The sequence below is a fragment of the Mesorhizobium loti genome (assembly GCF_003148495.1).
In the GTDB taxonomy this organism is placed as follows: domain Bacteria; phylum Pseudomonadota; class Alphaproteobacteria; order Rhizobiales; family Rhizobiaceae; genus Mesorhizobium; species Mesorhizobium loti.
In genome coordinates this window covers 1-18,130 of sequence record NZ_QGGH01000001.1, presented here as the reverse complement: position 1 = coordinate 18,130, position 18,130 = coordinate 1, and the positions used below count along the sequence as shown (strand labels likewise).

Annotated in this window: 19 protein-coding genes and 1 tRNA gene; 15 read left to right on the top strand and 5 right to left on the bottom strand. The window is 63.4% G+C overall.

Annotation, left to right across the window (positions count from 1 at the left end; translation table 11 throughout):
* Positions 1 to 126: 126 nt before the first annotated feature.
* Positions 127 to 2,712, bottom strand: a complete 2,586-nt coding sequence (locus C8D77_RS00100; protein ID WP_109658604.1) for an ATP-binding protein — start codon at positions 2,710 to 2,712, stop codon at positions 127 to 129.
* Between the two features lie 244 nt (positions 2,713 to 2,956).
* On the opposite strand from C8D77_RS00100, the gene C8D77_RS00095 reads away from it, so the two are divergent.
* From C8D77_RS00095 to C8D77_RS00065, 7 genes are all read left to right on the top strand, one after another.
* Entirely contained in the window at positions 2,957 to 3,229 is a 273-nt protein-coding gene (locus tag C8D77_RS00095; protein ID WP_109658603.1) for a DUF4242 domain-containing protein, read from the top strand.
* The gene (locus tag C8D77_RS00090) at positions 3,207 to 3,533 is read left to right on the top strand and encodes a hypothetical protein (protein WP_245468833.1); all 327 of its coding nucleotides are present in this window, start codon (positions 3,207 to 3,209) and stop codon (positions 3,531 to 3,533) included. Before C8D77_RS00095 ends, C8D77_RS00090 begins: the two co-directional genes overlap by 23 nt.
* 191 nt (positions 3,534 to 3,724) lie before the next feature.
* Positions 3,725 to 4,225: a hypothetical protein gene (locus C8D77_RS00085; RefSeq protein WP_109658602.1), complete on the top strand. Its 501-nt coding sequence runs from the start codon at positions 3,725 to 3,727 to the stop codon at positions 4,223 to 4,225.
* Positions 4,226 to 4,467: 242 nt separating this feature from the next.
* Positions 4,468 to 5,868 (top strand): lipopolysaccharide biosynthesis protein, encoded by a 1,401-nt coding sequence (locus C8D77_RS00080; RefSeq protein WP_109658601.1) that lies wholly within the window; start codon positions 4,468 to 4,470, stop codon positions 5,866 to 5,868.
* Positions 5,868 to 7,148: a GNAT family N-acetyltransferase gene (locus C8D77_RS00075; RefSeq protein ID WP_109658600.1), complete on the top strand. Its 1,281-nt coding sequence runs from the start codon at positions 5,868 to 5,870 to the stop codon at positions 7,146 to 7,148. Before C8D77_RS00080 ends, C8D77_RS00075 begins: the two co-directional genes overlap by 1 nt.
* Positions 7,149 to 7,276: 128 nt before the next feature.
* The gene (locus tag C8D77_RS00070) at positions 7,277 to 8,110 is read left to right on the top strand and encodes a creatininase family protein (RefSeq protein ID WP_109658599.1); all 834 of its coding nucleotides are present in this window, start codon (positions 7,277 to 7,279) and stop codon (positions 8,108 to 8,110) included.
* Positions 8,107 to 9,279 carry a YncE family protein gene (locus C8D77_RS00065; protein ID WP_109658598.1) on the top strand — a complete coding sequence of 391 codons (1,173 nt, stop codon included), beginning with the start codon at positions 8,107 to 8,109 and terminating at the stop codon, positions 9,277 to 9,279. Before C8D77_RS00070 ends, C8D77_RS00065 begins: the two co-directional genes overlap by 4 nt.
* A 23-nt stretch (positions 9,280 to 9,302) precedes the next feature.
* On the opposite strand, the gene C8D77_RS00060 is transcribed toward C8D77_RS00065, so the two are convergent.
* Positions 9,303 to 9,387, bottom strand: a tRNA-Leu gene (locus C8D77_RS00060).
* A gap of 275 nt (positions 9,388 to 9,662) precedes the next feature.
* Here C8D77_RS00060 and C8D77_RS00055 point away from each other — a divergent pair.
* Complete coding sequence (locus C8D77_RS00055) at positions 9,663 to 10,250, top strand: YqaA family protein (RefSeq protein WP_109658597.1); 588 nt, start codon at positions 9,663 to 9,665, stop codon at positions 10,248 to 10,250.
* Positions 10,251 to 10,285: 35 nt separating this feature from the next.
* The gene (locus C8D77_RS00050; RefSeq protein WP_109658596.1) at positions 10,286 to 10,804 is read left to right on the top strand and encodes a disulfide bond formation protein B; all 519 of its coding nucleotides are present in this window, start codon (positions 10,286 to 10,288) and stop codon (positions 10,802 to 10,804) included.
* A 219-nt stretch (positions 10,805 to 11,023) separates the two neighbouring features.
* Here the strand turns inward: C8D77_RS00050 and C8D77_RS00045 are convergent, their stop codons facing one another.
* Together C8D77_RS00045 and C8D77_RS00040 are read right to left on the bottom strand one after the other, a co-directional pair.
* Positions 11,024 to 11,581, bottom strand: coding sequence for an HNH endonuclease (locus C8D77_RS00045; protein ID WP_006328497.1), 558 nt, complete (start codon positions 11,579 to 11,581; stop codon positions 11,024 to 11,026).
* A 128-nt stretch (positions 11,582 to 11,709) separates the two neighbouring features.
* Positions 11,710 to 12,351: a DNA-3-methyladenine glycosylase family protein gene (locus C8D77_RS00040; protein ID WP_109661086.1), complete on the bottom strand. Its 642-nt coding sequence runs from the start codon at positions 12,349 to 12,351 to the stop codon at positions 11,710 to 11,712.
* Positions 12,352 to 12,424: 73 nt separating this feature from the next.
* On the opposite strand from C8D77_RS00040, the gene gluQRS reads away from it, so the two are divergent.
* Both gluQRS and C8D77_RS00030 read left to right on the top strand, forming a co-directional pair.
* Positions 12,425 to 13,300: a tRNA glutamyl-Q(34) synthetase GluQRS gene (gluQRS, locus tag C8D77_RS00035; protein ID WP_109661084.1), complete on the top strand. Its 876-nt coding sequence runs from the start codon at positions 12,425 to 12,427 to the stop codon at positions 13,298 to 13,300.
* A gap of 149 nt (positions 13,301 to 13,449) precedes the next feature.
* Positions 13,450 to 14,346, top strand: a complete 897-nt coding sequence (locus C8D77_RS00030) for a DMT family transporter (RefSeq protein WP_109658595.1) — start codon at positions 13,450 to 13,452, stop codon at positions 14,344 to 14,346.
* A gap of 51 nt (positions 14,347 to 14,397) precedes the next feature.
* Here the strand turns inward: C8D77_RS00030 and C8D77_RS00025 are convergent, their stop codons facing one another.
* Positions 14,398 to 15,246, bottom strand: a complete 849-nt coding sequence (locus tag C8D77_RS00025) for a YihY/virulence factor BrkB family protein (RefSeq protein ID WP_215732028.1) — start codon at positions 15,244 to 15,246, stop codon at positions 14,398 to 14,400.
* A gap of 58 nt (positions 15,247 to 15,304) precedes the next feature.
* On the opposite strand from C8D77_RS00025, the gene C8D77_RS00020 reads away from it, so the two are divergent.
* The 4 genes from C8D77_RS00020 to C8D77_RS00005 are packed head-to-tail and all read left to right on the top strand — an operon-like array spanning position 15,305 to position 17,822.
* Positions 15,305 to 16,171 (top strand): SDR family oxidoreductase, encoded by an 867-nt coding sequence (locus C8D77_RS00020; protein WP_109658593.1) that lies wholly within the window; start codon positions 15,305 to 15,307, stop codon positions 16,169 to 16,171.
* Positions 16,172 to 16,194: 23 nt separating this feature from the next.
* Positions 16,195 to 16,386 carry a twin transmembrane helix small protein gene (locus C8D77_RS00015; protein WP_109658592.1) on the top strand — a complete coding sequence of 64 codons (192 nt, stop codon included), beginning with the start codon at positions 16,195 to 16,197 and terminating at the stop codon, positions 16,384 to 16,386.
* 25 nt (positions 16,387 to 16,411) lie between these two features.
* The gene (locus C8D77_RS00010) at positions 16,412 to 16,993 is read left to right on the top strand and encodes a cob(I)yrinic acid a,c-diamide adenosyltransferase (protein WP_109658591.1); all 582 of its coding nucleotides are present in this window, start codon (positions 16,412 to 16,414) and stop codon (positions 16,991 to 16,993) included.
* 28 nt (positions 16,994 to 17,021) lie between these two features.
* Positions 17,022 to 17,822 carry a rhomboid family intramembrane serine protease gene (locus C8D77_RS00005; RefSeq protein ID WP_109658590.1) on the top strand — a complete coding sequence of 267 codons (801 nt, stop codon included), beginning with the start codon at positions 17,022 to 17,024 and terminating at the stop codon, positions 17,820 to 17,822.
* Positions 17,823 to 18,130 lie beyond the last annotated feature (308 nt).

Genomic DNA, 18,130 nt, shown 5'->3' with positions numbered 1-18,130 from the left:
CCCTCAACTTTGACAATTGGCGAAAGCCTCGGAGAGGGCGATCTCCCCTCGAGGGGGAGATGCCAGGCAGGGCAGAGGAGCGCGAAGGATCGCCGACCTTCGATCCCGTCCTCCCGAACAAACTTCCTACAGCAGCCCTGAATCGCGTGCCGCCGCAGTGGCTTCACCGCGCGAAACGGCCTCCAGCTTGCCCAGCACCGCCGAGACATGGTGATCGACGGTCTTCGGCGAAATGGTCAGCTGCTCGGCGATCCGCTTGTTGGAAAAGCCGCGTTCGATCAGCTGCAGCACTTCCATCTGGCGCTGGGTCAGGCCGGCCTGATTTTCGCGCGTCGTGCGGCGCGGCCCCCGGGCGATGTTGACGCCGTTGCGCCGCATCGTTTCGCGCACACGCTGGGCCACCGGTCTGGCGCCAAGGTTTTCGAAAATCTCCAGCGCCGAACGCTGCGCTTCCTCGTCACCCTGGGCGAGTGCAAGCCCGCGTTCATAGGGTGCGTTGAGATCCGCCCAAAGTGCCGCCGCCGCCCGCCAGTCTCCGGCCAGAAGCAGCCGGTAGGGCGCTGCCATGCCTGATGTTTCGCCGGGGTCGGCATCCGGAGCCAGCTTCTGGCGCCATGTCGCCAGTTCGCTGAAAACCGCCCGTGTCGGCGACAGGCTCTCGGCAAGATCGATCAGCCGTAGCGCCTCTTGCCCGTCGCCTTGCCCGAGCCATGCCTGCTCGGCCATGACAGCCGCATAGGGCGCCAGCCGCTGCAGCTCCATTCCTCTTTCCAGGAACTGTTTCATTTCCTGGAAAAGCGGTTCTGCTGAAGGATCGCCACGCCGTATCCGGAGTTTCGCCAGCGCAATCAGCGCGGGATAGCGGACCAGCATGGTCGCATGGTCGTTGGACAGCACATCGAGCGCCTCGGTAGCGGCCTCTTCCCATTGCCCCTGGCGCAGCTGCAGCTGCGCCAGCACGCCGCGCATATAGTCACGCCACGTGACGAGATCGTTTTCAACGCAATAGTTGATGCCGCGATCGAGGAAGGACTGCGCCGCGTCGAAGCCAAGCTGGTTCATCTCGCTGCAGGCGCTGTTGGTGAAGGCGCGCGCCGCATGTTCCTGAAAATTCTGCTCGAGTGCGATCTCCAGGCTGCGGGCAAGGTGCAGTCGCCCTGCCGCCGGATCCAGCCACTGCCCGGCGCTGCCGAGATTGTTGAGCGCGTGGCAGACGATGTCGGGCCGGTTCATGCGCTCGGCAAGGCCGACTGCCTTTTCGCCAAGCAGCAAGGCCTCGTCCAGCCTCTCGGCCAGCATCGCCAGTTGCGAGAGGTTGGAGTAGGCCATGGCGAGTTCGGCGCCGGCCGGCACGGTTTCCAGCAGTGCCACCGCCTGCTCGCCGAAGACGTCGGCGGCCTTGCGGTCGCCCATCAGATAGGCAAAGCGCGACAGCCATCTGAGGCTGTCGCCTTCCTTCGCCCTGTTGCCTTGAGCCTGATGCAGGAGGCGCGCATGGCCCTGCGCCTCGATGGCCTCTTCGATCTGGCCAATGAGATGGCATTCGAAGGCATATTTCTCGTAGAGCATGGCGCGGTCCACCGCCGGCAGGCTGTCGGCATGCCGCAGGGCGACCTCATAGTAGCCGGCGGCGTCGCGATGCGCGCCGACGCGGGATGCTTCGCGCGCGGCAAGCGGTGCGAGTTCGCGCACGGCTTCCAGATTGTGCGCCTCCACCGCATGATGCACCAGGCGACCCGCGGAGACATCGCTGTTTTCGAGCAGCGCGGCCAACGCGCGCTGGTTGAATTGCCGCCTGTGGCTCGTCGTCAGCATCATTTCCACCGCGCGGCGGGCGATCTCATGGCGGAAGGCATAGCCGTCGCCCATATCGTCCAGCAGGCCGGCGGAGACGCATTCCGCCAGCTGCCCGGCGCTGGCGACGCCGCACAGGCCCTGCAACGCCCACGCATCGGCGCGCCTTGGAAACACCGACACTGCGTCGAGCATCGAGCGGGCGCCGGCAGACAGCCGCTCGGCCCGCGCCAGCACGGCGTCGCGCACGCTGGCGGGCGGTGTCGTTTCATTTTCGGCGCACAACAATTCGGTGACGAAAAATGCGTTGCCGGCCGTCGCCCTATAAATGGCGTCACCATCGCGGCCCACCGCATCGGCCAGCGCCAGCACCGCCGCCTCGCTGAGCAGCGGCACGTCGATGCGCGCGACATTGCCCGCCGGGATTTCACCCAGCGCGCGGCGCACGCGCATCTGTGCCTCGCTGCGGTCGTTGCGCGCCGTCACCAGAAGCAGGATGTGGGTGTTGACGATGCGCCGGCCGAGAAAGCGAACGAAATCCAGCGTCGCGTCGTCGGCCCAGTGCAGATCCTCGATCACCAGCAGGCTTGGCTGCGTCTTGGTCTCGAAGATCTCGAGCGCATCCGAAAACAGCGGCAGTCTTTGTCCTTGCCGGTGGTCGATCGCTTGCGGCAGCGCCCATTGCGCCTCCCGGGCGAGATCATAGAGCGGCCCGAGTGGATCGGGTATCGACAGATCCTCGCAGGCGCTGCGCAAGATGCGTGTGCCTTCTGCCGCGCGGCCGATGAAGGCCTCTACGAGCGAGGTCTTGCCGGCACCCGCCTCTCCCCCCAGCGCCGCCACTCGGCCACGGCCGCGTGCCGCTTCCACTAGCAGGCCGTCCAGTAGCTCCAGCTGTGTCTGCCGTTCCAGAAGCATTGTCATTCTCTCGCGAGATTGGGGGGTTGCCACCATGGTGGCTGCCGCCACGATAGCCCTAAGCGAGAGGGTTGCAATGTGACTTTCCACACATTGCTGTGGCTCTCTCCACAAATAACGTCGCCAACATAGGGAATCGTCCCGCCAAAAATAGGGAATGGCTCCGATGTGCGCTCTTGTCGAACGTGATCATTGTCCAGTCGCGCTCGGACCGAGCGTGAATCAATGTGAAAAGGAACTTCCCATGCCTCGTTATGTGGTGGAACGCACATTTCCAGACGGTCTCAACGTGCCGATCACCGAAGTCGGCGCCGATGCGCTCGGCGGCGTCGTCATGCGCAACGCCGAAAAAGGCGTCACCTGGGTGCAGTCCTTCGTGTCGCTCGACAAGAAGCACAGCTTCTGCATCTACGACGGCCCCTCGCCCGAAGCGATCCGCAGCGCGGCTCATAAGAATTCGCTGCCGGTCGACAAGATCATGGAGGTGCGGGTTCTTGACCCTTACTTTTACCGTTGAGTCCCCGAACGATCGGCAAATCCCAAATGATCGGCAAATCGATGAGCATCAAACTGCCCTTCGCCGCAATGGCGACCTGCTTGCTGGCCTGCCGGTCGGTGAACCCGCGCCTGTCGTGGGAGACCCCGGCCAAGCAACCTCCTTGCTCGGCCGTGTATGGCGGTTCGCGGCGAACCTGCCTTCGCATCTGTATGGCGGGCGGCGGCGAGTGCCCCCGGAAGACGATTATCTGAGGCGCGACATCGGCCTGTCGGAGCGCGATATCCAGCGGGAATACTGGCAATATTACTGGTGGGACCACTGATTTCGTGCAGCCATTTTGAATCGCTGAAAGACATTTCGAAAACTGCAAAGGCCACCTGACAGCGGCCTGCACAAACCGGGCGGACGGTCCGTTCCGGATTACAAAACCAGACGCTGCAGCGTTGAAACACGCCCGGCCTCACGGCCGGCCGTGGACCTCCCTGTCGCGTCATCAACAACAACGGAAAGACAATGACCAAAACTCTTTGGACCGGGCGCTTCGCCGCCCTCGCCGTCCTGTCGATCGCGGCCACTGCCGCCCACGCCCACGACGCCAACAGGCTGGCCGACATGGTGCGGACGGCCAACAACCGCTTTGAGAACGTGGCGGCGGCAACCGCCGAGGGCTATGCGCCGATCCCTTGCGCCAGCGGCATCACCGGCGGCGCCATGGGCATCCACTACGTCAATCCCACCTATCTCAAGGATGACGCGGTCGATGTCGCCAAGCCCGAAGCGGTGATGTACGAGCCGATGGCCGACGGGACGCTGAAACTGGTGGCGGTCGAATACATCACCTCGAAAGGCCCGGCCTCGCTCGGCGGACAGCTGTTCAACTTCAACAGCGCCCCCAACCGCTACGGCCTCGGCCCGTTCTACGAGCTGCATGTCTGGGCCTGGAAACAGAACCCGACCGGCACCTTCGCCGACATGAACCCGAACGTGTCCTGCGACGCGATGAAGGGGATGTGACACTCCCCATGTGACACCTCTGGCACCGCATATACCCGGTGTCTGGCCTTCCCCCTTGCGGGGGGAGGGGCGAGCGCAACGCCGACCCGGCTTCCCATGCTTCCCGGCGTTCGCTCGCCTTTCGTCATGCCACCGGCATGACGAATGCGCGTCCCGCGCACCGGCGGCTCACCCAACCGTTTCTTAATGTGTTTTGGCTACACCAAAGCCTGAAAAGAAGCGGAAAACGGAGAGAAATCGGGGTGCGCTTTTCCGCGGCCACGACAGCCGGGCGGTTCTTGCCGCAGCGTTTGGCGCTGCGCATGGGGCCGCTGCTTGGCCGTATCGACGCCGTGCTGTTCACCGCCGACGAGCGCGGCGAGGCCGGCCGCATGTCGGTCATCGCCTTCTCCATCCGCATCGTCAGCGCCGTCATCGCCTTCATCAGCCAGGTGTTGATGGCGCGCTGGATGGGCTCGTTCGAATACGGCATTTTCGTCCTCGTCTGGGTGACGATGGTCATCGTCGGCAACCTCGCCTGCCTTGGCTTCCACACCTCGGTCATCCGCTTCATTCCCGAATACCGCGAGCGCGGCCTGATGGACGAACTGCGCGGCATCGTGCTGGCCAGCCGCCTGTTCGTGCTGATCGCCTCCACGATCATCGCCGGACTCGGCGCGCTCGGCGTCTGGCTGGCAGCACCCTGGATCGAAAACTACTATGTGATCCCGTTCATCCTCGGCGTCATCTGCCTGCCGATGATCGCCATGTCCGACCTTCTGTCCGGACTGGCACGCGCCAACAGCTGGGCGCTGTTTGCGCTGTCGCCGACCTATCTCGTGCGACCCATCCTGATCCTGCTGTTCATGGCGCTGATGCTGGCGGCCGGCTACGCCCCCGATGCCAGGACGGCGATCTTCGCCTCGATCGCGGCTACCTATGTCACCACGCTTGGCCAGCTCATCGGCGTCACCCAGCGTATGGAAAGGCAGATCCCGGCGGGGCCGATGAAGGTGCATTTCGCGCAATGGTTCATCGTCTCGCTGCCGATCTTCCTGGTCGAGAGCTTCTTCTTCCTGCTCACCAATGCCGACGTGCTGATGGTTGGCGCCTATATGGATCCCAACGACGTCGCCGTCTATTTCGCCACGGTGAAGACGCTGGCGCTGGTGCATTTCGTCTATTTCGCCGTCAAGGCCGGCGTTGCCCAGCGCTATGCGCAGTTCACCCATGGCGACCCGCAAAGGCTCGCCGCCTTTGCCCGCGAGACGGTGTCGTGGACGTTCTGGCCCTCGCTCTTGATGGCGCTGCTGGTGCTGGCGTTGGGCGAGCCGATGCTGGTGCTGTTCGGCCCTGAATTCAGCAGCGGCTATCCCTTGCTGTTCCTGCTCGTCTTCGGCGTCGTGGCGCGGGCCGCTGTCGGCCCCTGCGAAAGCCTGCTGACGATGAGCGGCAACCAGAACATCTGTGCCGCCGTCTATGCCATGACGCTGGCTTTCAACATCGCCCTCAACGTAGTGCTGATCCCGATGTTCGGCCTGTGGGGTGCAGCCATGGCCACCGCCTTTGCCATGATCTTCGAAGCCAGCGCGCTGTCCTTCACGGTGTGGCGCAAGCTCGGCATCGTCATGCTCATCTTCGTGCCTGCGAAAGGAGCCGCGTGATGGCCGCCATCCCGTTGCTTGAGGAAACCAGCGGCGGCACCGCCGGCGCCATGGTGTCCGGCCTTGCCGGGCTGGCCCGTGACGCCGACCCGGCCCATATCGAGATCCTCGCCAACAACCGGCCCGAGCGCAAGCTCGCAATCTACCCGGCATCAGCCGGCTTCGACCTGGTCGAGGAACTGGATTATCTCTGCGCCCGCACGGTCGAGCCCAACGTCTTCTTCAACCCGCGCTTCCTGGCGCCAGCCATGCCGCGGCTGGAGGATCGCGAGGTGCGGCTGGCGGTCATCCGCGACGGCGACGAATACCGCAACCGGCTGCGCCTTCTGGTGCCGTTCTCGGTGGAACGGCCGGTGGTGCCGCTCGGCGTGCCGGTGATGCGCACATGGTCGAGCCCGTTCGGCCCGCTCGGCACACCGCTGGTCGACCGCGACGATCCGGTCGGTGTCATCGAGGACTTCTTCTCGATGCTGTCGCGCCCGCATCTCAAGCTGCCGAAAGTGTTCGTCCTGCCCGACATCCGGCTCGATGGCCCGGTGGCGAGCCTGCTTGCCACCGTGGCCGAGACGCGCGGCCTGATGCTGGTCACCACCGGCCAGACCCAGCGCCCGGCGCTGGAGAGCGAGCTCGATGGCGATGATTATCTGAAGGCCTCGCTGCGCGCACACCATTATCGCGAGTTCCGCCGCCTGAAACGGCGCCTTGGCGACCTCGGCAAGCTTGAGCATGTCGTGGCGCGCGGCCCCGAAGACATCCGCCACGCCATCGAAGGCTTCCTGACCTTGGAAGCGGCCGGCTGGAAGGGTCGCGAACGCACCGCCATGGCGATCGATCGCTACCGCGCCGCCTTCGCCCGCGAGGCCGTGCACCGGCTGGCCGAGCAGGACATGTGCCGCATCCATTCGCTGACGCTCGACGGCCGCACAATCGCTTGTCTGATCGTCTTCGTCGAAGCCGGCGTGGCCTACACCTGGAAGACGGCCTATGACGAGACGCTGGCCAGCTATTCGCCCGGCACGCTGCTGATGATCGAGGTGACCAGGCAGCATCTCGACGATCCCAACATCATGATGACCGATTCCTGCGCGGTGCCCGACCATCCGGTGATGAGCCGGCTATGGGCCGAGCGCAAGCCGATGGGCACGCTGGTGATCGGCCTGACGCCGGACGCCGACCGCCTGACCCGCCAGGCCGCCTCGCAGCTGCATCTCTACCGCGAAACCCGCAACATGGCCCGTTTGCTGCGCAACCGCATGAAGAGCTTGTTGGGGCGGCGGTAGACGATGATCTCGAACTTCTGCGGCTGGATGGGCAGGCGCCTTGCCGAGACCCCTGCCATTCACACAAATTGCGCAAATCGGCAGACCGGCATGGGCGCTCGGATGCCGCGTAGGATCTAGAGGCTGGAATGATCGCACGACACGGTTTCACTTTCGCAAGCACCGTGATTGCCCTTTGCTTTCTGTCGGGTCTTGCGTCGGCAGCGAACGCCGCCAATGCGTCGGTCTTTCTTGAAGACCATACCTGGACCGAACTGCGCGATCTGGTCGCTGCCGGGACGACGACGATCATTGTCCCTATAGGTGGGACTGAGCAAAGTGGTCCCGCCATAGCTTTGGGCAAGCACAATGTGCGGGTCAAGTTCCTGGCTGAAAAGATAGCCAGCAGGCTGGGCAACGCGTTGGTCGCTCCGGTGATCTCCTATGTTCCGGAAGGGACCATCGACCCGCCGACCGCCCATATGCGGTTTCCCGGAACAATCACCATCAGCGACAAGACTTTCGAACAGCTGCTTGAAGCCGCGGCCCGCAGCTTCAAGCTGCATGGCTTCAGGACCATTGTGCTGATCGGCGACCACGGCGGCTATCAGGCCGACGAGCGCCTTGTGGCCGATCGCCTGAATGCCGAATGGCGCAAAACCCCGGTCCGGGTCTTTGCGGCGCTCGAATACTATCAGATCACCCAGAGCGCCTATGTCGAAAAGCTCTTGTCGGCCGGCGCGACGCAGCCTGAGGTTGGAACGCACGCCGGATTGGCCGACACATCGCTCATGCTAGCTATCGACCCTTCCATGGTGCGCAAGGATCGCCTTGCCGCCCCGAAGCTCAATGCCGACGACGGCGTCTATGGCGGCGATCCGACCCGATCGTCGGCCGCGTTCGGCCAACTCGGCGTAGACCTGATCGTTGATGGAACGACCGAAGCGATCCACGGATTCATCGCAAAGCAGCAGCCCAAATGATCAAGGCATATTGGTGGTTCAAGAGCTTCTGCGCGCCGCTCATGTTTTCGCTCGCGCTGTCGTCGACATCAGCTTCTGCCGGATCGTGTCCGGAAGATTGCAGCGAGCCGCCTCCTTCGCACTCTCCGATCAACATCTACAGCCAGACAACGGCGGATCATTTGAGCCCGGCGACGACAGGCGCGCTGCCCCGCGTCTATGTACCAAATCGCTCGTCCAACAGCGTATCGGTCATCGACACCGTGACCCTCAAGGAGGTCGACAGATTCCCTGTCGGGCGCAAGCCGCAGCACGTCGTTCCGTCTTGGGATCTGAAGACGCTCTGGGTCGCCAACAACGCCAGCGGTACCAACAAGGGCAGCGTGACGCCCATTGAACCCAAGACCGGCAAACCGGGTCACGAAATTCCAGTCGATGACCCTTACAACATGTACTTCATGCCAGACGGAAGCGCGGCCGTCATAGTCGATGAAGCCTATGAGCGGCTCGATCTGCGCGATCCGCATACAATGGCGCTCAAATCGGCGATCCCGACGCCGACCTGCCCCGGTATCAATCATGCTGATTTCTCCGCCGACAATGCCTACGCCATCTTCACATGCGAATACGGCGCTGGCGGCCTCTTGAAGGTGGACCTGAAAAATCAAAAAGTGCTCGGCCACCTTGCCCTGTCGAAGATGGGCATGCCGCAGGACGTCAGGCTTTCCCCCGACGGCAAGGTCTTTTATGTCGCTGACATGATGAACGACGGGGTGTTCCTGATCGACGGAGACAGCTTTTCCGAGATTGGTTTCATCGCCACCGGTATCGGAACGCACGGATTTGTCGTGAGCCGTGACGGGACAAAGCTCTACGTTTCAAATCGCGGCTCGCACAAGATGGAGCAAGGCCGCGCACACGGGCCGGGCAGCGTGACCGTCATCGATTTCGCCACCCGTTCGGTCGTCGGCCAATGGCTCATCCCTGGTGGCGGCAGCCCCGACATGGGAAATGTCAGCGCCGACGGCAAGCAATTGTGGCTGTCTGGTCGCTTTGACAGCGAGGTCTACATGATCGACACGACCTCGGGCGCTGTCACGAAGATCCCGGTTGGCGTTGAGCCTCACGGCCTGACGGTCTGGCCGCAGCCAGGCAGATACTCGCAAGGCCATACCGGCAACATGCGGTGAGATTGATGGCTCGTTAAATGAAATGGTGCCCCTAGCCGGAATCGAACCAGCACTCCTTGCGGAACTCGATTTTGAGTCGAGCGCGTCTACCAATTCCGCCATAGGGGCTCAGGCCGGGCGGCCTGGATGGCGCGGGACTATACGGTTGGAGGCCTGTTCGTCAACTGGCCAATTCTCCGGCGCCCTCAAGATGCGACCAAACTGCGCCTTTCGATTTCGTGACGGGGCTGCCATTGTGCAGCGCGGAAAATCTTTCTAGACAGGCGGCGCATCGAAGTGCTGCACGTCTGAAGGGACGATAGCGCGCTTTGGGTCTGGTTTTTGTGCACGCCGTTGTCCCGAAAACGCTGCGCACCTTTGGGTGACATGCATTAGGAGTGCCGATGCTTCGCGGACTTTACGACTGGACCTTGTCGCTGGCGGCCCGCAAATCCGCCGAATGGTGGCTGGCCTTCATCGCTTTCGTCGAAAGCTCGGTGTTCCTGGTGCCGGCCGACGTGCTGTTTTTGCCCATGGCGCTGTCGCGGCCGGATCGCGCCTACCGCTACGCGCTGATCGCCACCGTTGCCTCGGTGCTGGGTGGCATCGCCGGCTGGTTCATCGGCCACTACGCCTATGACGCGGTGGCGCGGCCGATCCTCGAATTCTACGGCAAGTATGACGAATTCGAAGCCCTGCGCACCTCATCGGGCGTCGGCTTCATCATCCTGATGCTGATCACCTCGGGCGCTGCCCATCTGCCGCCGATCAAGGTGGTAACGATCCTGTCCGGGGTTATCGGCGTCAATCTGGCGCTGTTCATCGTGCTGGCGATCGTGGCGCGCGGCGCCCGCTTCCTGCTGCTCGCCTGGCTGCTGCGCCGCTATGGCGAGCCGATCCGCGAATTCATCGAAAAGCGCCTTGGCCTGATCGCCGGCGGCGCGGCGGCTGCCCTGATTTTGCTCTATATCGTCGTCAAATACGCGTTCTGAACACAGCCTTCGCAAGCCGGACGGAGCCGATCGAAATGACCGCGACCATGAATGCCGACACCGGACGCCAGCGGACGCGCACGGCCTTGTTCCTCGCCGTCGCCATGGCCGCCACCGTCGGCTCGGCGCTCGGCTTCCAGTATCTCGGCGGCTACATCCCCTGCCACCTCTGCCTGGAACAGCGCACACCCTACTACATCGGCGTGCCGCTGATGGTGCTGGCGGTGATTGCCTCGATGCTGCACGCACCTAGCTGGCTGACGCGCGGCCTGCTGGCCGTCGGCGGCCTCTTGATGCTCTACGGCCTCTATCTCGGCGTCTACCACTCCGGTGTCGAATGGCAGTGGTGGGCCGGCCCGACCGATTGCACCGCGGGCGCCGGACCGGTCGACACCGGCGGCAAGGGCGTGCTCGACGCGCTCGACAAATTCGTGCCGCCATCCTGCGACAAGGCCGCACTGCGCATCCTCGGCCTGTCGCTGGCCGGCTGGAACGCCATCGCCAGCCTTGTCTTGGCCGCTATCGCCTTCCGCGGCGCCCTCACCCGAGACTGAGTCACCAAGACTGAGCCGACGCGAGATCGTTCAAAGAATTCGGCAGGCTGAGTCGTAAGGAGTGATTGTCGAGAACCGAAGCGGAGCGGACATCCAGCATGTCCCGGAAAAGTGGTTCCGGTTTTCCGATAAGGACATGCGGCAAAGCAAAGTATCCGTGAACATCGGAAGCGCAGACAGTCGCTGCAGACGGCCAGCCTCCCGAATTCTCGGACGATCTCAGGGTTCGAGTTCGACATCCCAGTAGAGATAATCCATCCAGCTCTCATGCAGATGGTTGGGCGGGAACAGGCGACCGTTGTTGTGCAGATCGTGCACTGTCGGCTGGAAAGGCTTCTGCAGCGGCCACATCTTGGCATGCGCAGGCATCATGCCGCCCTTCCTCAAATTGCAGGGCGAGCAGGCGGCAACGACATTCTCCCATGTCGTCGCGCCGCCGCGGTGGCGGGGAATGACGTGATCGAAGGTCAGATCCTCCGGCGTGCCGCAGTACTGGCACTGGAAGCGGTCGCGCAGGAAGACGTTGAAGCGGGTGAAGGCCGGATGCCTGGACGGCTTCACATAGGCCTTCAGGCTGACCACGCTCGGCAGCTTCATCGAGAAGGTCGGCGAGGAGACGGCGTGCTCGTATTCGGCGACGATGTTCACCCGGTCGAGGAACACCGCTTTGATGGCATCCTGCCACGACCAGAGCGACAGGGGGTAATAGCTGAGCGGACGGTAATCCGCATTCAGCACCAGTGCTGGAAGCCCATCCGGAGATACGGCGACCGTCACGTGTTTACCTCCTTGGTTCTAGACCCGAACGGCGCGGATACTGTAAGCCCGACATGACAGGGATGTGAAGCGGATTGTCGCGCCGCTGAAGCGCCAAAAATACATGATTTTTATGCTTTTTTGCGGATTCAGGCCGGTGGCGCGGCGTCCCGTCCTCTGGTTTCGCGATAATAGGACCAGAAAAGCCGTGATGCGACACCTCGCCACGGGCTCCATGATTCGGCCAATGCGATCAGTGTTTTCTCCGGCGGACGCGGCTCGATGCCGAGCGCGTGGCCGACCGCGCTCTGCAGCGCGACGTCGCGTGCGGGGAAGATGTCGGGGTGTCCGGCGGCAAACAACAGGTACACTTCCGCCGTCCACGGGCCGATGCCGGGCACCGCCGTCATCGCCGTGATCGCCTCCTGGGCATCGAGCGAACAGAGGTGATGAAGGTCGAGGCCGTCGACCACGGCCTGGGCAACAGCGATCAGGCCGCGCTGCTTCGGCCGCGACAGGCCGGCCTCGCGAAACATGTCTTCGCCGGCGGCAAGGATCGCCTGCGGCGTCAGAGGATCGACGAGCTTGGTCAACCGGCCGAAGATGGCATCGGCGCTGGCGCGGGACACCTGCTGTGAAACGACGATCGACGCCAGGCTCCTGAAACCCGGCTCTGAGAGCCGCAGCGGCACCTCGCCGGCCATGCCGCGCACCTTTTCCAGGCGCGGGTCGATCACGCAAAGCGCATCGAGCCCACGGGCAATGTCGTCTGATGTCACGATACGCTGCATGCTTTCTTGTTCCTTGACCGTCGACAAGGTAGCAATTGGCGAAGCGCCGCAAAACATGATTGCCGCCGAAGAGATGACACTCCTGACATTCCGCTTCGCCCCCAGCCCCAACGGCGACCTGCATCTCGGCCACGCTTATTCGGCGCTGCTCAACCAGAAACTGGCGGCACAGACGGACGGCCGCCTGCTGCTGCGCATCGAAGATATCGACACGACGCGCTGCACGCCGCAATTCGAGGCAGGCGTGCTTGCCGATCTGAAATGGCTTGGGCTTGGCTGGGAAGAGCCGTTGCGCCGCCAGTCCGAGCATTTCCCCGAGTATAAGGCGATGCTTGACCGGCTGATCGCGGAAGAACTCGTCTATCCCGCCTTCATGAGCCGTGGCGAGATACGCGCTTTCATCACCGACAGCGAAGGGAACGGACGCGACTGGCCGCGCGATCCCGACGGCGTGCCGCACTACCCCGCAGCCGACAAGGCTCTGCCGGTCAAGGAGCGCAAGCGGCGGATCGCCGAGAACACGCCCTTCGCCTGGCGGCTGGATGTCGATGCCGCCATGGCGCGTGTCGGCAAGGACCTGTCTTGGGCCGAATTCGTCGACGGCACGCTTTCCGCGACCCGATCGGTCGAAGCCCGCCCGCGGGACTGGGGCGACGTGATCGTCGCGCGCCGCGACATCCCGACCAGCTACCACCTCGCGGTCGTCATGGACGATGCCCTGCAAGGCGTCAGCCACGTCGTGCGCGGCCAGGACCTGTTTTCGGCCACCGGCGTCCAGCGCCTGCTGCAGCAACTCCTGGGGCTGCCGCAGCCTGCCTATTTCCATCATCGCCTCGTCCTCGGGCCGGATGGACGAAAGCTGTCCAAGAGCTTCGGCGACACCGGCCTTGCCGCCTTGCGCCATACCGGCGCATCACCGGATGACGTCAGGCAACTGGTCGGGCTTTGAGCGCGGCGCGGTCAAGGCAACGCATGTCGAACTTGACGCCCGTTGAATTCCGGTGATGCATGGATCAATGGTTTCGTTTTGCGCGCCGGGTTGAAGCGCAGTAGAGCAGCGCCACGGTCAACTCCCTCCAGCGCGGCGGTCTGCGGAACATGCACAGCATCAAGCGGTTCATTCCCGCCACCTTCGTTGTCCTGTGGGCGACCGGCTTTATCGGCGCGCGCTACGCCATGCCATGGGCGGAGCCGTTCACCTTCCTTGCCGCACGGTTTGTCATCGCCGCCATCCTGCTGGCTGTCCTGATGCTTGTGCTGGGCTCGAAAAGAGCCACTCGCGAGGAGGCATTGCATGCCACCGGCGCTGGCATCCTGATGCACGGCGTCTATCTCGGCGCCGTCTTCTGGGCCATCCACAGGGGCATGCCGGCCGGCTTTTCGGCCCTGATCGTCGGCCTGCAGCCGCTGATCACGGCGGTGCTTGCGGGCAAATTTCTCGGCGAGGCGATCCTGCCGCGCCATTGGGCGGGCCTTGGCATCGGCCTCATCGGCATCGTCATCGTGCTGTGGCCGAAGCTCGGCGCGCTCGGCGGCGGCGTGACCGCGGCGACGCTGACCGCCTCGCTGGTCTCGGTGCTCGGCATGAGCGCCGGCACCATCTGGCAGAAGCGCTTCGCTTCCGGCGGCGACCTCGTCGCGGCGACCATGTGGCAATATGTCGGCGGCGCGGCTGTGATGATCCTGGCGGCACTGGCCTTCGAGACGCACAAAGTCGTCATCAACGGCGAACTGATCTTCGCCATGGCCTGGCTGGTGCTGGTGCTGTCGCTCGGCGCCATCTTCCTGCTGATGGTGATGATCCGCGACGGCGAGATGTCGAAAGTGGCCTCGCTGTTCTACCTGGTGCCTGCGGTGACGGCCCTCATCGCCTGGGCCTTGTTCGACGAGCAGCTCAACGCGCTGCAGATTGTCGGCATGGCGATCACCACATTCGGCGTCGGCCTGGCGACGGCTCGGCCGAACAAGGGAGGAATTGTAGAACTGAGGAATTGAGGAACCCAAGCGACAGCCCGTTCTTCAATTCTTCAATTCTTGATTTCCGACTCATCCGACCCGCGCACGGGCCTCCAGATAGCGGCTGATCGCGGCATTGAGTTCGCCGCCGAGGATGAAGATCGCCGAGACCATGTAGAGGAAGACCACGGCGATCATGATCGAAGCCAGGCCGGCATAAGTCGTCACATAGGACGAGAAGTGGTCGAGATAGCTGGCGAAGATGGTCGAGCCGATAAGCCATGCCGCCAGCGTGAAGATGATGCCCGGCACCAGCGAGACGAAGCGGCGCTTGCCTGCCGGCAGCCAGAAATGGACGGCAAACAATCCGCCGACAATGACCGCCGAGGCGATGACATAACGCCACAGCGTGATTGTGCCCATATAGGGCTTGATCCCGTCAATATGGGCTTCGGCGAGCCGCGCCAGCAGCGGCGCGAACACCAGGAGCACGCTGATCGCCAGGAAACCGGCGGTGGCGATGAGAACGAAGATGATGCTCTGCACCCGGCGGTAGATGATGCCGCGCGTTTCCGAGACGCGATAGGCGCGGTTGAGCGACGTGCGCAGCGCCTCGATGCCGTTCGAGGCAAAATAGGCGGCAAGCACCACGCCGTAGGTCAAAAGATCGGTGCGCCTGACGGTCAGCACATTGAGCACTTCGCGCGCGATCGGCTTGGCGATCTGTTCGGGCCAGGTGTCGAAGACCAGGTGCACGGCCGTGTCGGAGAACGCCTGCGCGCCGAGGAAGCTCGCCAGCGTCGTGGCAAAGATCAGGAAGGGGAACAGCGCCATCAGCGAGGTGATCGCCAGATGGCTGGCCATCGCCCAGCCGTCATCGGTGTTGAAATGGCCAAGCGCGTCGTAGAGGACCCGCTTGAGGGCTACGATCTTCCGCATCAAGAACCGCGCCCTCCAATTGTCTCCACGCCGGGAATATGGGAAGGGATTGCGGCAAATGGCAACCCTTGACGACACCACGAACAGTCCGGCGCAGGAATTGCGCTCGATCATCGTCACCGGCGCATCTTCTGGGATAGGCGCGTACTGCGCCCGTGCGTTGAAGGCTGAAGGCTGGCGGGTGTTCGCGACGGCGCGCAAGCCGCAGGACATCGCCGCGCTCGAAGCCGACGGAATCGAGTCTTTCTATCTCGATTATTGCGAGCCGGACTCCATCGCCGCGCTGGTGACGGCGGTGCTCGACCGCACCGGCGGCCGGCTCGACGCCCTGTTCAACAATGGCGCCTATGCGCAGCCTGGAGCCGTCGAGGACCTGCCCGTTGCAGCGCTCAAGGAGCAGTTCGAGGCGAATTTCTTCGGCTGGCATGACCTGACCAGCCGGCTGGTGCCGGTGATGCGCAGCCAGGGTCACGGCCGCATGGTCCACTGCTCGTCGATCCTCGGCCTGACGCCGGTGCGTTTTCGCGGCGCCTATTCGGCGTCGAAGCACGCTCTGGAGGCCCTTATGCTCTGCCAGCGCCAGGAACTGGCCGGCAGCGGTATCCATGTTTCGTTGATCGAGCCAGGGCCTGTGAAGTCAAAGATAGCCAGCAATGGCCTCACCTGGTTTCTCAGGAATATCGACCACGAGAATTCCGTGCACCGCGTGGACTATGCAGCGCAACTCGAGCGGCTGCGGGCCGGCGGCAGCCAATCGGCCTTGAAGCCAGGGCCGGAAGTGGTTCACGCGGCGCTGCGCCATGCACTTCTGTCGCGGCGCCCGCGCCCGCACTATGTGGTAACAGTGCCGGCCAAAATCGGTGCGGTGCTCAAACGCATCCTGCCCGCATCGATGCTCTACCGCATCCTTGCCAAACGCGCCTGAATCAACCGAACTGGGAACACACCATGGCAACCGTCTTCAACATCCTCGCCATTCTGGTCATGGTCGCCGTAGTGGTCGTGCTTGTTCGCGGCCTCATCAACATGATGCGCGGCGGTTCCGGCGTCACTTCGAACAAGCTGATGCAGGCACGCGTCATGCTGCAGGCGGTGGCGCTGGTGCTGATCCTGCTGGCGGTGTATTTCACCCGCAAGTGAGGATATCGGCAGCCGGGGAGGCGAAATGGTCAAGCTCAACAAGATCTATACCCGCACCGGCGATGATGGCACCACGGGTCTCGGCACCGGCGAACGGCGGCTGAAATCCGATCTGCGGGTGGACGCCTACGGCACGGTCGACGAGGCCAATGCCTGCATCGGCATCGCCCGGGTCCACACGGCAGCGACCCATCCGGCGATAGACGCCATGCTTTCCCGCATCCAGAACGATCTCTTCGACCTCGGCGCCGATCTTGCCGTGCCCGACGACGGCAAGCCGCTCGGCTATGAGCCGCTTCGCATCGTCCCCGTGCAGACCGACCGGGTCGAGAAGGACATCGACCTGCTCAACAAGGAGCTTCAGCCGCTCAAATCCTTCGTGCTCAATGGCGGCATGCCGGCAGCGGCGGCACTTCACCTCGCCCGCACCGTGGCGCGGCGAGCCGAACGGCTGATGGTGGCACTGGCCCAGGACCCGCGCGAACACGTCAATCGCGACGGACTGAAATACATCAACCGCGTCTCGGATTTCCTGTTTGTCGCCGCCCGGGCGGTCAATGACAACGGAAACGCCGACGTGCTATGGGTTCCCGGCAAGAACCGCTGATTGTCGAAAGCGGAAGAGGGCCTGGGGCATGTTCATCCCGCTTTACGACACCAACAGGCTGCGGCACATCCGCCTGCAATACGTGACGATCGGACTGATCGTGGTCAACGCCCTGGTCTACCTCGCCACCGCGCTCGGCGGCGAGAGTTTCTCCAATGCCGCCGTGCTTGGTCTCGGCTTCATCCCGTCGGTCGTCCATGACACCGCCGAGCTTGATCCCCGTTTTATCGTCATCCCCGAAAGCCTGAGCTACCTCACCTATTCCTTCCTGCACGCCGACATCTTCCACCTCGGCGGCAATATGCTGTTCCTGTGGGTGTTCGGCGACAATGTCGAGGATGCGCTGGGCCACATCCGCTACCTCATCTTCTACCTGTTATGCGCCGTCGCCGGAGCCGCCTTCCAGGGCCTTGTCGCCTGGGATTCGCAGGTGCCGCTGATCGGCGCCTCGGGCGCCATCGCCGGCGTGGTCGTCGCCTATCTGATCCTTTATCCCAGGGTGAAGGTCTGGGTGCTGGCCTTTGCCCGCATCCCGCTCCGCATCCCTGCCTTCATCCCGCTCATCCTGTGGGTGCTGTTCCAGGTGGTGATGTTTGCCGCCGGCGGCGAGGACCAGATTTCCTGGGCCTGCCATATCGGCGGCATCATCGCCGGCGCCGTTCTGGTGCTTGTCCTGCGCAGCCGCGGCGTGCCGCTGTTTGCCGGCGCTGACGACGATGCCGCGGTCGCCGCTCCCAACCAGCCGCAGGCCACTGCTGAACCGGTGGCGCCTGAGCCACCCGCAGCGACGCCGCGTTGGGGGCGCGGAAACGCTTCCAGTTCGGACTGAACCGATTTGAGCCGCTTGCAGCGTATTGACGTGCAGGGTTGCCGCAACTACGGAAACGTCACCGCCGCAGCCTAAGGCGGTCAAAGACCAGAATTTCCATCCGGCCAGAATTCCGTCTGGCCGGAATTCAGTCAGGAATGTCGGCTTTCGACAACTCAGAAAGGGCGCAGGCTGTTATAGCGCGCCCAACTAGCGTGAAGAGGTGACAGGCAAATGAAGATCCTTGTGCCCGTGAAGCGGGTTGTGGATGCGAACGTCAAGGTTCGCGTGAAGGCTGATGGTTCGGCGGTGGAGCTCGCCAACGTCAA

What these genes read in the sequence shown, in the direction of transcription:
- C8D77_RS00015 (WP_109658592.1), top strand. Translation starts at nt 16,195, where the DNA reads ATGGCAACCGTCTTCAACATCCTCGCCATTCTGGTCATGGTCGCCGTA.
- gluQRS (WP_109661084.1), top strand. Translation starts at nt 12,425, where the DNA reads ATGACACTCCTGACATTCCGCTTCGCCCCCAGCCCCAACGGCGACCTG.
- C8D77_RS00025 (WP_215732028.1), bottom strand. Translation starts at nt 15,246, where the DNA reads ATGCGGAAGATCGTAGCCCTCAAGCGGGTCCTCTACGACGCGCTTGGC.
- C8D77_RS00010 (WP_109658591.1), top strand. Translation starts at nt 16,412, where the DNA reads ATGGTCAAGCTCAACAAGATCTATACCCGCACCGGCGATGATGGCACC.
- C8D77_RS00075 (WP_109658600.1), top strand. Translation starts at nt 5,868, where the DNA reads ATGGCCGCCATCCCGTTGCTTGAGGAAACCAGCGGCGGCACCGCCGGC.
- C8D77_RS00050 (WP_109658596.1), top strand. Translation starts at nt 10,286, where the DNA reads ATGACCGCGACCATGAATGCCGACACCGGACGCCAGCGGACGCGCACG.
- C8D77_RS00030 (WP_109658595.1), top strand. Translation starts at nt 13,450, where the DNA reads ATGCACAGCATCAAGCGGTTCATTCCCGCCACCTTCGTTGTCCTGTGG.
- C8D77_RS00055 (WP_109658597.1), top strand. Translation starts at nt 9,663, where the DNA reads ATGCTTCGCGGACTTTACGACTGGACCTTGTCGCTGGCGGCCCGCAAA.
- C8D77_RS00100 (WP_109658604.1), bottom strand. Translation starts at nt 2,712, where the DNA reads ATGCTTCTGGAACGGCAGACACAGCTGGAGCTACTGGACGGCCTGCTA.
- C8D77_RS00070 (WP_109658599.1), top strand. Translation starts at nt 7,277, where the DNA reads ATGATCGCACGACACGGTTTCACTTTCGCAAGCACCGTGATTGCCCTT.
- C8D77_RS00020 (WP_109658593.1), top strand. Translation starts at nt 15,305, where the DNA reads ATGGCAACCCTTGACGACACCACGAACAGTCCGGCGCAGGAATTGCGC.
- C8D77_RS00040 (WP_109661086.1), bottom strand. Translation starts at nt 12,351, where the DNA reads ATGCAGCGTATCGTGACATCAGACGACATTGCCCGTGGGCTCGATGCG.
- C8D77_RS00095 (WP_109658603.1), top strand. Translation starts at nt 2,957, where the DNA reads ATGCCTCGTTATGTGGTGGAACGCACATTTCCAGACGGTCTCAACGTG.
- C8D77_RS00065 (WP_109658598.1), top strand. Translation starts at nt 8,107, where the DNA reads ATGATCAAGGCATATTGGTGGTTCAAGAGCTTCTGCGCGCCGCTCATG.
- C8D77_RS00005 (WP_109658590.1), top strand. Translation starts at nt 17,022, where the DNA reads ATGTTCATCCCGCTTTACGACACCAACAGGCTGCGGCACATCCGCCTG.
- C8D77_RS00085 (WP_109658602.1), top strand. Translation starts at nt 3,725, where the DNA reads ATGACCAAAACTCTTTGGACCGGGCGCTTCGCCGCCCTCGCCGTCCTG.